This window comes from Aureimonas sp. D3, from assembly GCF_001463805.1.
Lineage (GTDB): Bacteria > Pseudomonadota > Alphaproteobacteria > Rhizobiales > Rhizobiaceae > Aureimonas > Aureimonas ureilytica_A.
This window is the reverse complement of record NZ_BBWM01000024.1, coordinates 20958-34141: the sequence shown is the minus strand read 5'-3', so window position 1 is coordinate 34141 and position 13184 is coordinate 20958. Positions and strand designations below refer to the sequence as shown.

At 65.9% G+C, this 13184-nt stretch carries 11 protein-coding genes; 2 read left to right on the top strand and 9 right to left on the bottom strand.

Going from position 1 to position 13184, the window contains the following annotated elements; all coding sequences use genetic code 11:
* Positions 1–82: 82 nt before the first annotated feature.
* A complete protein-coding gene (locus tag AUL36_RS06420) occupies positions 83–1408 on the bottom strand; it encodes an NAD(P)/FAD-dependent oxidoreductase (RefSeq protein ID WP_062219091.1) in 1326 nt (441 codons plus the stop codon).
* A gap of 201 nt (positions 1409–1609) precedes the next feature.
* Between AUL36_RS06420 and AUL36_RS06415 the strand changes: the two genes are divergently transcribed.
* The gene (locus AUL36_RS06415; protein ID WP_058598726.1) at positions 1610–2086 is read left to right on the top strand and encodes an Lrp/AsnC family transcriptional regulator; all 477 of its coding nucleotides are present in this window, start codon (positions 1610–1612) and stop codon (positions 2084–2086) included.
* A gap of 25 nt (positions 2087–2111) precedes the next feature.
* Here the strand turns inward: AUL36_RS06415 and AUL36_RS06410 are convergent, their stop codons facing one another.
* From AUL36_RS06410 to AUL36_RS06390, 5 genes are all read right to left on the bottom strand, one after another.
* Entirely contained in the window at positions 2112–3773 is a 1662-nt protein-coding gene (locus AUL36_RS06410) for an ABC transporter ATP-binding protein (RefSeq protein ID WP_062219089.1), read from the bottom strand.
* The gene (locus AUL36_RS06405; RefSeq protein ID WP_058598728.1) at positions 3770–4633 is read right to left on the bottom strand and encodes an ABC transporter permease; all 864 of its coding nucleotides are present in this window, start codon (positions 4631–4633) and stop codon (positions 3770–3772) included. Before AUL36_RS06405 ends, AUL36_RS06410 begins: the two co-directional genes overlap by 4 nt.
* Positions 4630–5586, bottom strand: a complete 957-nt coding sequence (locus AUL36_RS06400) for an ABC transporter permease (RefSeq protein ID WP_062219087.1) — start codon at positions 5584–5586, stop codon at positions 4630–4632. Before AUL36_RS06400 ends, AUL36_RS06405 begins: the two co-directional genes overlap by 4 nt.
* A 76-nt stretch (positions 5587–5662) precedes the next feature.
* Positions 5663–7273 (bottom strand): ABC transporter substrate-binding protein, encoded by a 1611-nt coding sequence (locus tag AUL36_RS06395; protein WP_062219085.1) that lies wholly within the window; start codon positions 7271–7273, stop codon positions 5663–5665.
* Between the two features lie 368 nt (positions 7274–7641).
* Positions 7642–9018, bottom strand: coding sequence for an aspartate aminotransferase family protein (locus AUL36_RS06390; RefSeq protein WP_062219083.1), 1377 nt, complete (start codon positions 9016–9018; stop codon positions 7642–7644).
* A gap of 370 nt (positions 9019–9388) precedes the next feature.
* On the opposite strand from AUL36_RS06390, the gene AUL36_RS06385 reads away from it, so the two are divergent.
* The gene (locus AUL36_RS06385) at positions 9389–10057 is read left to right on the top strand and encodes a haloacid dehalogenase type II (protein WP_062219081.1); all 669 of its coding nucleotides are present in this window, start codon (positions 9389–9391) and stop codon (positions 10055–10057) included.
* Between the two features lie 178 nt (positions 10058–10235).
* Here the strand turns inward: AUL36_RS06385 and AUL36_RS06380 are convergent, their stop codons facing one another.
* The 3 genes from AUL36_RS06380 to AUL36_RS06370 all read right to left on the bottom strand — a co-directional run bounded on the left by AUL36_RS06380 (position 10236) and on the right by AUL36_RS06370 (position 13176).
* Positions 10236–11690, bottom strand: a complete 1455-nt coding sequence (locus AUL36_RS06380) for an NAD-dependent succinate-semialdehyde dehydrogenase (protein ID WP_062219074.1) — start codon at positions 11688–11690, stop codon at positions 10236–10238.
* A 12-nt stretch (positions 11691–11702) separates the two neighbouring features.
* The gene (locus AUL36_RS06375; protein ID WP_062219071.1) at positions 11703–12749 is read right to left on the bottom strand and encodes a tartrate dehydrogenase; all 1047 of its coding nucleotides are present in this window, start codon (positions 12747–12749) and stop codon (positions 11703–11705) included.
* A gap of 70 nt (positions 12750–12819) precedes the next feature.
* Positions 12820–13176 carry a cupin domain-containing protein gene (locus AUL36_RS06370; protein ID WP_058598734.1) on the bottom strand — a complete coding sequence of 119 codons (357 nt, stop codon included), beginning with the start codon at positions 13174–13176 and terminating at the stop codon, positions 12820–12822.
* Between the last annotated feature and the right edge of the window lie 8 nt (positions 13177–13184).

Genomic DNA, 13184 nt, shown 5'->3' with positions numbered 1-13184 from the left:
CGTTTCAACCCCGATCTTCCCACGGATCGCGCCGGCAGGCCAAGAGCCGGGGCCGCGCTAAAAGCTCTGGCGCGAGGTCCCGTCAGAACTCGGCGACCTTGCCCCAGGCCGCGTCGTTGAGGCGCTTCGGGTTATAGGGGCGCGGGTCGACGATGGGCGTCTGCCCGGTGACGAGATCGGCGACGAGATGGCCCGCGCCGGGACCGATGCCGAAGCCATGGCCGCTGAAACCGGCCGCCAGGATGAAGCCCGGAACGGCTTCGATCTCGCCGATCGCCGGCACGCCGTCCGGCGTGGAATCGATATAGCCGGCCCAGCTATGGGTGATCGTCGTCTGCCGCAGCCCCGGCAGAAGCTCCAGCGCGCGCTTGTGGGTCTCGCTGATCTGGCCCCGATCGGGCTTGGGATCGAGAATGCGCACGCGCTCCATCGGCGTCACCTCATCCAGCGTCCATCGGGCCAGCGTCTCGTGGCCGCTGCGCCAGCCTTCCACCCCGCCGGGCGCGAGGCTGCGCCAGCGCCGCGCGAACATGGGCACGAACTCGCGCGCGAAGCGGAGCTGCTGCGGTGTGGGATCGACGCGCGCCCGGCCGCTGATCGCCAGCGTATAGCCGCCATTGCCGCGCCGGGTGACGGAAACGCCCGCCGTGTGCAGCGTGTCGGGCAGATCGTTGGCGCCGGGCGACACCGCCAGAATGGACGAGCGCACCGAGGCTTGCGGAAAGCGCAGGCCGAGCTGGCGGCAGAAGGAGGAGGCCCAGGCTCCGCCCGCCATCACGGCGACCTTGGTGCGGATCGTGCCTTTTTCCGTGACGACCGCGCTAACGCGCCCGCCCGAGAGTTCCAGCCCACGCGCCGCGCAATTCTGATGAACCGTGCCACCGTTTCGGATGATGGCGCGCGCGATCACCGGCACGGCGCGCGAGGGGTCGGCCGTGCCGTCGCTGGGGGAGAAGACGCCGCCTTTCCAGCCGCGCCCGGTGGCTTGGCCGCGCTCTGCGGCCTGAGCCGCATTCAGCATATAGGTGGTGACGCCGACCGTGCGGGCGAACTCGCCCCATTTGGCCCAGCCGGCCAGTTCCGCCTCGTTCTGCGAGAGATAGAAGAGGCCGCAGCGGCGAAAGCCGGTTTCCTCGCCGGTTTCCTCGGCCAGCTTGTCCCAAAGGTCGAGGCTCTTGGTGGAGATCGGAAGCTCGCGCGCGTCTCGGTTTTGCTGGCGGCACCAGCCCCAATTCCGGCTGGACTGTTCCGCGCCGACCAGACCCTTCTCGACCAGCGCGACCTTCAGGCCGCGCCGCGAGAGGTAATAGGCCGAGAATACGCCGGCCACGCCGCCGCCGATCACCACGACATCGGCCTCGGCGGGAAGATCGGGGCTGCTCTCGATTCGCAACAGGGGTTGGGACATGGTTTCTCCTTGGCGCGCGCCGCAGCATAACCAAGGCCGGGTCGACCGCGGCGCTGCTTGGCGCCGGTCCTGCGGCAGTTCCTGCCGTTGGGTGAGCGCGGGGGAGGCGATTGTGCCGAGGGGCCGAGCGCGCATTCGATTGCGAGCGGGGGCGAAAGCGGCGATAGTCCGCGCCAGACCGAAAGACCAGACAAGGCCGCCATGAAGCTCGACCGTATCGACCTGAAGATCCTTTCGGAGCTCCAGAAAAACGGACGCATCACGAATGTCGAACTGGCCGAACTCGTGAATCTTTCGCCGAGCCCCTGCCTGATGCGGGTCAAGAAGCTCCAGAGCGAAGGCTATATCACCAATTATTCCGCACAGATCGACGTGTCGAAGCTGGGCCAGACGCTGACCGTCTTCACCGAGATCACGCTCAAGAACCACCGGCAGATCGACTTCGCCCGCTTCCTCGCCGCCATCGAGAAGGTCGAGGCGGTGATGGAATGTCATCTGATTTCGGGTGGTTACGACTATCTGATCAAGTTCGTGACGCCCGATATCGGCGAATATCAGAGCACGATGGAGCGCCTGCTCGACCTCGATATCGGCATCGAGAAATATTTCAGCTTCGTGGTGCTGAAGTCGCCGATCGTGCGCACTTACCTGCCGCTGGATTCGATGTTCCGCGTGTGACGGGGCGCGGCGCGCCCCATCCTCCTTATCTCTGCGCGAAGCTCTTCAGAAGCTCGGGGTCCTGCGCCAGCCCGTCCAGCCAGCCGGTGCGCAGCTGCGGGACGGAGGAGAAGAGGAGCTTGGTGTAGGGATGGGTCGGGTGGCCGCCGTCGATCTCGGGGCGAAGCTGCTCGATATTCTCGCCCTTGTACATCACCACCACCTCGTCGCAGATCGCGCGAACGGTTTCAAGATCGTGGCTGATGAAGAGATAGGACAGCGACAGCTCGCGCTGGAGTTCCTTCAGAAGGTCGATAATTGCGGCCGCGACCACCGTGTCCAGCGCGGAGGTGATCTCGTCGCACAGGATCACCTTGGCATCGGCCGCCAGCGCGCGGGCCAGATTGATGCGCTGCTTCTGGCCGCCCGACAATTCGCCGGGTCGGCGATGGCGCAGGGCGCGCGGCAGATGCACCATATCCAGCAACTGGTCGATCCGCGTCTCGCGCGCCCGCCCGCCCATGCCATGGTAGAAGATCAGGGGACGGGCCAGGATTTCGCCGATGGATTTGGCGGGGTTGAGCGAGGTGTCGGCGAACTGGAACACGATCTGGAGCTGGCGCAGCTCCTCGCGCGTGCGCTGGCGCAGATCGGGCGCGAGACGGCGGCCCTCGAAGAGCACCTCGCCCTTGGCGGCCGGCAGAATGCCCGAGATGACGCGAGCCAGCGTCGATTTTCCGCAGCCGGATTCGCCGACGATGCCGAGATTGCGACCGCGCTTCAGCTCGATGCTGACATCGCTCAGGACCCGCAAGGAGGGAATGCCGTCCGCGTCGAGCTTGCCGTAGCCGGCGGTGATGTTTCGGGCCACCAGAAGCGGTGCGTCGCCGGTCTCTGCGGGGGCCGGCGGGCGCGGCGCGGCGCTCGGCCGGAAAGCCGCCAGAAGTTCCTGCGTATAGGGGTGCTGTGGGCGCTCCAGAATATCTGAAGTCGCGCCCTGTTCCTGAATCTCGCCATGGCGCAGCACGACGATGCGGTCGGCGATCTGCGCGACGACGGCGAGATCGTGCGAGACATAGACGCCCGCGATGCGGCCCTTGCGCATGACCGACTTGAAGGCTCGGAGAACCTCGACCTGCGTCGTCACGTCGAGCGCGGTGGTCGGCTCGTCGAAGATCACGAGCTTGGGGTCGCCGATCAGGGCCATGGCCGCCGAGAGGCGCTGCAACTGGCCGCCCGAGACCTGATGCGGATAGCGCTCGCCGATCGTCTCGGGGTTTGGCAGGGCCAGCGCGCGGAAGAGATCGACCGCTTTGCGCCGCGCCTCGGCCTCGGGCATCGAGCCGTGGATGCGCGTGACTTCGACCACCTGATCCATGATCTTGTGCGAGGGGTTGAAGGCGGCCGCCGCGCTCTGCGGCACGTAGGACACGAGCGAGCCGCGCATCTCGGCGCGCCGGCGCTCGGAGAGGGCGCCCATCTCCACGCCGTCCAGATGAACCGTTCCCGAGGTGACGCGGCAGCCGGGACGGGTATGGCCCATGAGGTCGAGCGCGATCGTGGTCTTGCCCGAGCCGCTTTCGCCGATCAGCGCGACGATCTCGCCCTCGTCTATGTCGAAGGAAACACCCCGGATGATCTCCACCCGGCGCCCGGAATCGGTGCGTGCCTCGATCTTCAGGTCGCGGACTTCGACAAGACGGCTCATGCCTGTTCGCTCCGGTCGCGGATTTTCTGGGGCAGGTTGTCGATCAGGAGGTTCACGCTGATCGTGAGGCTGGCGATCGCGATGGAAGGAAAGAGCACGGCAGGCGCGGCGAAGGACAGGCCACCAATATTTTCCTTCACCAGCGCGCCCCAGTCGGCGTCCGGCGGCTGCACGCCGAGCCCGAGAAAGGACAGGCTGGAGAGAAGCAGCACGATGAAGACGAAGCGCAGGCCGAAATCGGCGAGCACCGGCCCGATGATGCCCGGCAGGATCTCGGCGCGGATGAGATAGCCGAGCCGCTCGCCGCGCGCCCGCGCCACGACCACATAGTCCATCGCGTTGACATTGACGGCGAGCGCGCGTGCGAAGCGATAGCAGCCGGGAATGTAGATGAAGGCGAGCGTCAGGATCAGGATCGGGATCGAGGAGCCGACGGCGGCCACCAGAACCAGAGCCAGGATCTTGCTGGGGATCGAGGTCAGCGCATCCAGAAGACGGCTGAGCGCGCTGTCGAAGAACCCGCCGATCACCGCCGCCGTCATGCCGAGCGTGATGCCGCAGAAGCAGGCGATGAAGACGGCCGCCAGCGAAATGCCGACCGTATAGCGCGCGCCGAAGATGATGCGCGAAAGAACGTCGCGGCCGAGATAGTCGGTGCCGAGCGGGAATTGCGAGGAGACCGGACCGAAATAGTCGAAATCCACGATCTCGCCCACGGGATGGGGCGCGAGAAGGGGCGCGAAGATCGCGACCAGCGCCCAGGCGAGGATCACCAGAAAGGAGATCACGCCGACGAGGTTCATCCGGTAGCCGAGGCGCGAGCGCCGCACCGTCTGCGGGCTGGAGAGGGGAGCCGTCATGCTTTGCGCAGCCTCGGATTGGAGATGATGGCGACGAGGTCCGCGATGGTGATCAGAAGCAGATAGGCGAGACAGAAGATCATCGCACAGCTCTGGATCAGCGGCAGGTCGCGTGTCGAAACGGCGTCCAGCATCAGCTTGGCGATGCCGGGATAGTTGAAGATCGTCTCGACGATGATGACGCCGCCGAGCAGATAGGACAGCGACAGGGCGACAGCATTGACGATCGGGCCCAGCGCGTTGGGCAGGGCATGGCGCAGGACGATGCGGCTGGGCGAAGCGCCTTTCAACAGCGCCATCTCGACATAGGGCGCGCTCAAGGTCTCGATCACGGCGGCGCGCGTCATGCGGATCATTTGCGCCGAGATGACGAAGCTCAGCGTGATCACCGGCATGGCGAAGGCCTTCAGAAGGCCCGAGATCGTGGTGATGTCGCCGGTCATGGACAGCGCCGGCAGCCAGCCGAGATAGACCGCGAAGATGATGACCGCGAGCGTCGCGACCATGAATTCGGGCACCGAGATCACCGCGATGGTGAAGAAGGAGATGATGCGGTCAACGAGCGTGCCGCGCAGGATCGCCGCCGTGATCCCGATCGTCAGAGCGAACGGAACCGAGACGGCGGCCGTGATGCCGGCGAGCTTCAGAGAATTGACGAGGCGTCCGCCGATCAGCTGCGACACCGGCAGATTGTTCACATAGGAGGTGCCGAGATCGCCGGTCGCGAGATTGCGCAGCCATAGAAGAAAGCGCACGGCGGCGGGCTGGTCGAGATGCATGGCGGTGCGCAGGCCCGCCACCGCCTCGGGCGTTGCCGCCTGTCCCAAGAGAATCTGGGCCACATCCCCCGGCAGAAGAGCGGTCGCGAAGAAGATGACGACGGCGACGATCAGCAGCGTCACCAGGGCGACCACCACGCGTCCCGCGATCATACGGAGGATGAGAGAATTCATGAGCGGCCCATGCGTGGTGGCGAAAACGGCGGAAGGCCCTCGGGAGCGTCGCCGCTCCCGAGGGCAGAGATCAGTCTCAGGCTTCGATCCAGACGTGTTCGGCCAGGGTGTAGCCCATCATGCCGCCGAGCGGGTTCGCCACGAGGCCCTTCAGCTTGGGCGAAACGCCGTCGAGATTGGACTGGAAGGCCGGGATCACCGTACCGGCCTCGTTGGAGACCATGGCCTGCATCTGGCCGTAGATTTCCTTGCGCTTGGCCTGGTCCAGCATTCCGCGCGCTTCCAGCAGCATCGCGTCGAACTTGGGCGATTTGAAGCGGCTTTCGTTCCAGGCGGCGTCCGACTGGTACAGGAGCGAGAACATGATGTCGGGCGTCGGACGGGCGTTGATATTGCCGAAGCCGACGGCATCCTTCAGCCAGTTGTTCGACCAGAAACCATCCGAGGGAACGCGGTCGATGACGATGTTGAGACCGATCTTCCCGGCCGCCTGCTGGATGACGGCTGCGTAGTCGAGCGAGCTGCTGGCCGCTTCCGAGGCCACCATGTGAATGTCCTGACCCAGAATGCCGGCCTTCTGGAAGAGCGACTTGGCGCGCTCTGGATCGAACTCGCGCTGCTTCAGCTCGGCGTTGAAATAGGGGTTCCACGACGGGACCGGCTGGTCATTGGCGATCTCGGCGAGGCCGCGCAGAACCGACTTCTGGATGGTCTCGCGGTTGACGAGATACTTGAAGCCTTCGACCACGCCCGCCTTGTCGCCGGGTGCCATGTCGAGGCGGATGTTCAGGTTCGTATAGGTGCCGAGCTTGCTGACGAACGGGGCGACCGCCGAATTGCCCTCGATGATGCGCATCGAGCGCGGGTTCAGGTTGGCGCCGACATGGATGTCGCCCGACAGAACCGCGTTGAGACGGGCCGACTCGTCCGAGATCGCGAAGAACTCGAACGTATCGACGTAAGGTCCGGTGCCCTTCCAGTAATTGTCGTTGCGCGTCATGATGGAGCGCACGCCCGGCTGGAACTCCTTGAGAAGGAACGGGCCCGTGCCGTTGCCCTTCGAGAAGTCGCTCGTGCCGTCGGCCACGATCATGAAGTGATGCAGCGCCAGGATGGTCGGCAGGTCGGCGTTGGGAGCCACCAGCGTGATCTCGGCGGTCAGATCGTCCACCGCCTTCACGCCTTCGAACTGCTTGGCGAGGGCGTTGACCTTGGAGCCCACCGCCGGGTCGAGATGGCGCATCAGCGAGTAGGCGACGTCCTTGGCCGTCAGGCTCTGACCTTCGTGGAAGGTCACGCCCTTGCGCAGCTTGACGGTCCAGACCTTGGCGTCCGTGCTTTCGATGCTGTCGGCGAGTTCCATCACCGTCTGGCCGGAGCCGTCGATGAAGGTCAGGCGATTGTAGAGGGCGCAGATCCGCGAATAGTCGGTCGCGTTGGAGGCCTTGGCGGGGTCCAGCGTATCGGCCGTGGAGGCCGAGAACCCGGCGACCTTGAGGTGACCGCCCTTGACGGGCGTCGCGGCGAAAGCCGCGCCGGCCCGGCCGAGGATCGCGGTGCCGGCGGTGAGCGCCACGCCGCCCATCAGCATCATCTTGAGGAGTTCGCGCCGATTGGCGCCCCGCCGAATGGCGTCCTCCACCATGGCGTCGTCACGAGACGTCCAGTTGGCCATCTTATCGCGCATTGCAATTCCCCTTAATTGACGACGCCCTGTCGGCGGGTGGGTTCGAAGGACCGGGCCACTCGCCCTGATCCTTCGGGTTCGAAACCGGCGGTGCCGGGTGCCCTCGTGCCGAGACGTCCGGTGGGACGTGCTTCGGCAGCTGTTGGGCCCGTTCCGCCAGATCCGATCGCGAGTGGTCCGACCGGACCGCTTGAGATCGGAAGCGCCGTGTCCCGCGAGGGGCGGCGCTGGTTAAGGTTTCCCTCTGCCTTCAGTCTGCCCCGCCCGCATCGTGGATTGCGCTGAATCCAGCGAAGCGGACGGCACAATATTGCGAATTGCCGGCTCTGACAAAATTTGTGCAGCGCCGCATCGTGCCGAAGACTTGATCAGCCCTTCATCGCCGCGCGCACGTCCGGGTCTTCGAGCGTCTGGTCCAGCGTCGTGCGGGTGCAGTCCACGATGCGGTCGATGTCGTCGTCCGTGCAGCAGAGCGGCGGGGCGTAGCCGAGAATGCCGTTGGCGAAGGCGCGGATCACGAGACCATTGTCCCAAGCGCGGTCGAAGATGCGGCGTGCCGGCTCGGAGCTGGCGGGAAGCGGCGTCTTGTTCGCCTTGTCGGTGACGAGTTCGATCGCGGCCAGCATGCCGCGCCCGCGCACCTCGCCCACCAGCGGATGGTCGGCCAGGGCATGGAGCCCCGCCATCAGGCGCTGGCCGGCGCGCACGCCGTTGTCGAGAAGGCCGTTCTCATAGAGGCGGAGGCATTCGAGGCCGACCGCCGCGCTGACGGGATGGGCCGAATAGGTATAGCCATGGCCGATCGCCGCCGCGCCCGCGCCATCGGCAATCGTGTTGTAGACCTTGTCCGACAGGAACACCGCGCCCATCGGCACATAGCCCGAGGTCAGGCCCTTGGCCGTGGTCATGAGATCGGGCACCACGTCCTCGGTGGTGCAGGCAAAGAGCGGCCCGGTGCGCCCGAAGCCGGTGATGACCTCGTCGGCGATGAAGAGAATGTCGAGTTCGCGGCAGGTCTCGCGCATCGCCTTGACCCAGCCGTCGGGCGGAACCAGCACGCCGCCCGAGCCCTGGATCGGCTCGACATAGAAGGCCGCGACACGCCCGGCGCCGAGTTCCGCCACCTTGGCGCGCAGCGCGCCGACCGAGGCGTCGATGATCGCCTGAGGGTCGGTGCCGACCGGGTTGCGGTAGCTGTAGTGCGAGGGAATCTTGTGCTGCCAGTCGAAGGGCAGGCCGAAGCCGGCATGGAAGAGCGGCAGCGCGGTCAGGCCCGCGCCGACCGTCGAGGAGCCGTGATAGCCGTTGGCGACCGAGATGAACTGGTCCTTCTCCGGTTTGCCCAGGCAATGGTAGTAATAGCGGATGAAGCGGATCGTGCTGTCCACCGCGTCCGAGCCGCCCAGCGTGAAGTAGACGTGGTTGAGATCGCCCGGCGCGCGCTCGGCCAGTTCCGCCGCCAGCCGGATCGCGGGCTCGGAGCCCAGGCTGAAATAGCCGGTGGCATAGGGCAGTTCCTGCATCTGGCGCGTCGCCGCCTCCACGATGCTGTTCTGCCCGTAGCCCGCGTTCACGCACCAGAGACCGGCGAAGCCGTCCACCATCTCGTGGCCGCTCGCGTCGGTAACGCGCGCGCCCTGGCCCGAGCGCAGGACGCGCACGCCCGCCTTCTCATGGCCGCGATAGGAGGCGACGGGGTGCACCAGATGGGCGCGGTCCAGTTCGACCAGCGAATTGCTCAGCATGGGGTCTCCAGTTCCAACAGGGCGCGCCGGCCGGAACCCAAGCGCGCGGATGCGAAGGCGAAGGGGCGATCCCGGACGGGGCGCGCTCTCACTCTCTGGAGGCCAGCATAGCGCCCGCCGACCGGCAAGGCGTATCGTCCAGCTATCCTGACCGATCATTTGCGCTTTTGATGGGCCGAGTTCCGCATCTTATGCTCCCCGGCGCGAGCCAGGCGGGCGGGAGCCGAGCAAGTCGTGCCGTGCGCGCCTTGCATTTCACAACAATCTGCTATCGCCGGGGCCATTGCGGTCCGTCAGCGGGATTCGGCCTTTCTATGATGGGGCTCGATCGGCACGCCGTGTCGACACGGGTTGAGAAGGATCGCCCCTCATGAGCCAGTTCCGGCCGAAATTCATCACCTTCGATTGCTACGGCACTCTCATCAACTTCCAGATGGCCGATGCCGCGCGCGATCATTACAGCGCGCAGCTCAGCGAAGCGCAGATGGCGCAGTTCGTCTCGAACTTCTCGGCCTATCGCCTCGACGAAGTTCTGGGTGACTGGAAGCCGTATGCCGAAGTGGTGCACAACGCCGTGGAGCGGACCTGCAAGCGCAACGGCATCGCCTTCGACCCGGCGGTCGCGCGCGACATCTACGAACGCGTGCCGACCTGGGGTCCCCATGCCGACGTGCCCGAGGGCCTCGCCAAGGTCGCCAAGGAAATCCCGCTCGTCATCCTGTCGAACGCCATGGACGCGCAGATCCCGTCCAATGTCGAGAAGCTCGGCGCGCCCTTCCACGCCGTCTTCACGGCGGAGCAGGCCCAGTCCTACAAGCCGCGCATGAAGGGCTTCGAATACATGCTCGACCAGCTGAACGCGACGCCGGACGACATTCTTCACGTTTCCTCCTCGTTCCGCTACGACCTGATGACCGCGCACGATCTCGGCATCAAGAACAAGGTCTGGGTCAATCGCGGCCACGAGCCGGCGAACCCCTATTATGGCTATACCGAGATCAAGGACATTTCCGGCCTTGCGGGCGTGGTCGGCCTTTAAGGTCGACGGTTGATCGGGGCGCCTTCGGGCGCTTCCGGCCAAACTTTGGAATGATCAAGGACAGGCGGCTCTCGGGCCGCCTTTTTTCGTTGAGGGCTGCGGGCGCCTGAAACGCAAATGGCCGCCCCGCTGGTGTCGCGGGGCGGCCGTTGTTCGGACAATGCTTGCGCGGGTAGGCTTACCGGAGACCGCCCATGTGGAAGGTCTTGACCTCCAGATATTCCTCGATGCCGAGATGCGAGCCCTCGCGGCCGAGACCGGACTGCTTGACGCCGCCGAAGGGAGCGACTTCCGTGGAGATCAGGCCGGTGTTGAGGCCGACCATGCCGAACTCCAGCGCCTCGCCGACGCGCCATGCGCGTGACAAGCTCTCGGTGTAGAAATAGGCCGCCAAGCCGAAGGGCGTGCCGTTGGCGATGGCGATGGCGTCCTCCTCGCGCTCGAAGCGGAAGAGCGGCGCGACCGGGCCGAAGGTTTCTTCCGACGCCAGCAGCATGTCGGTATTGGCCTCACCGATCAGGACGGGGCGAGCATATTGCGCGCCGTCGGCGATGTCGGTGCTTTCGGCCAGGATCTTGCCACCCTTGGCCTTGGCATCGGCCACGTGGCGCTCGATCTTCTCGATCGCCGCCGCGTTGATCATCGGCCCGATGGTCACGCCGTCCTCGGTGCCCGGCCCGACCTTCATGGCGCGCACACGCTCCGCCAGCTTTTCGGCAAAGGCGTCATAGACGCCGGACTGGACGAGGATGCGGTTGGCGCAGACGCAGGTCTGGCCGCCATTGCGGAATTTCGAGATCAGGACGCCCTCGATGGCGAGATCCAGATCCGCGTCGTCGAAGACGATGAAAGGCGCGTTGCCGCCCAGCTCCAGGCTAAGGCGCTTGATCGAGTCGGCCGCGCCGCGCATCAGGTGCGCGCCGACGCGGGTCGAGCCCGTGAAGGAAATCTTGCGCACGGTCTCGTTGGCCAGAAGCTCGCCGCCGATGCCAGTCGGCATTCCGGTCACGATGTTGACGACGCCGGCCGGAATGCCGGCCCGCTCGGCGAGAACGCCCAGCGCCAGCGCCGAATAGGGCGTGAACTCGGAGGGCTTGATCACGACGGTGCAGCCGGCGGCGAGCGCAGGCGCGACCTTGCGCGTGATCATCGCGTTCGGGAAGTTCCAGGGCGTGATGATGCCGCAGACGCCGACCGCTTCCTTCAGGACCAGGATGCGCCGGTCGGGCGTCGGCGAGGGGATCGTCGCGCCGCCAATGCGGCGCGCTTCCTCGGCGAACCATTTGACGAAGCTCGCGCCATAGCGGATTTCGCCGCGCGCCTCGCCGAGCGGCTTGCCCTGTTCCATGGTGAGGATCTGCGCCAGATCCTCTTCGTGCTCGACCATAAGCGCGAACCACTTTTCCAGAAGCGCGGCGCGCTCGGCATGGGTCTTGCGCTTCCACGGGCTGAAGGCGCGCTCGGCGGCTTGGATGGCGGCGCGCGTCTCGGCCTCGCCCATGTCGGGCACGGTGCCGATGGCCTCGTTCTTGGCGGGGTCCATGACCTCCACCGTCGCGCCGCTCCTCGCATCCTGCCAAGCCCCGTCGATGAGGCCCTGGAAGCGCAGAAGTGTGGTGTCGTTCAATGCCATGTCCCTGTCTCCTTACGCGGCGAGAGCCGCCAGAACGGCCTGCGTAATCGTCTCCGTCCGGTCGCGGCCGGGGCGGGTGCCGACGCCTTGCGCGGTGGCCGCTTCTACGGCACGCATCACGTCTGCGGCGGCGGCCTGCTCGCCCAGATGCTCCAGCATCATCGCCCCCGACCAGATCGTGGCGATCGGATTGGCAATACTCAAGTGGGCGATGTCGGGCGCAGAGCCATGCACGGGCTCGAACATGGAGGGCGCGGTGCGGTCCGGGTTGATATTGGCGGAAGCCGCGAAGCCGAGGCCGCCCTGGATCGCGGCGCCCAGATCGGTGAGGATGTCGCCGAAGAGGTTGGAGGCGACAATAACGTCGAGCGTTTCGGGGGCCATGACCATGCGCGCCGCCATGGCGTCGATATGATAGGGCGTCACCTCGACATCGGGATAGTCGGCCGCGATGAGTTGGGTCATCTCGTCCCAGAAGACCATCGTGTGCTTCTGAGCGTTGCTCTTGGTGACGGAGGCGAGCTTGCCGCGACGCTGGCGCGCCTGTTCGAAGCCGAAGCGCAGGATGCGCTCGACGCCGCGCCGAGTGAAGACCGCCGTCTCCACCGCCACCTCGTCGGGCGTGCCGACATGCACGCGCCCGCCCGCGCCCGAATATTCGCCTTCGGTGTTCTCGCGAATGCAGAGAATGTCGAAGCCCTCCGCGCGCAGCGGGCCTTCGACGCCCGGCAGAAGGCGATGCGGGCGGATATTGGCGTATTGGGTGAAGGCCTTGCGGATCGGCAGAAGCAGCCCGTGCAACGACACGGAATCGGGCACTTCCGCCGGCCAGCCGACCGCGCCCAGAAACACCGCGTCGAAGCCGCGCAGCGTCTCGATGCCATCAGTGGGCATCATTGCGCCGGTCTCGCGATAAAAGGCGCAGGACCAGGGAAAGCGGGTCGAGGTCAGCGCGAAGCCATGCTTCGAAGCGGCGCGTTCGAGCACCGCCCAGGCCGCGTCGATCACGGCGGGGCCGATGCCGTCGCCCGGAACGAGCGCGATAGAATGAGTCTTCATGGCGAGGGTCCTGGGGAGTGCGATCGGCAGGGGAGACGGGGCGAGGGCCGAAGCCCCGCCCCTGGTCGAATTACTCGTAAACGCAGACGTAGATCTTGCGCACGGTCTCGATCGTGCGCCAGACGCCGACGAAGCCGGGCTTCATGACGAAGCTGTCGCCCGCCTTGTAGGTCTTGGTCTCGCCGCCCGTCTCCTCGATCTCCACATGGCCGGACAGGATGTGGCAGAACTCGAAGGTCGTGCCCTTGATCGAATGGGTCTCGCCCGGGGTGGCTTCCCAGACGCCGGTCTTCACCTTCTCGCCGTTGGAATCGTCCTGCGCCCAGGTCTTGAACTCCGGCGCGCCGGAGATCAGGCGCTCGGGCAACGGCAGCGCGGGCTTGGGCGTGAAGGTCGGGTTGGGATCGATCGTGACGAGAAGCGACATGGTGGTCT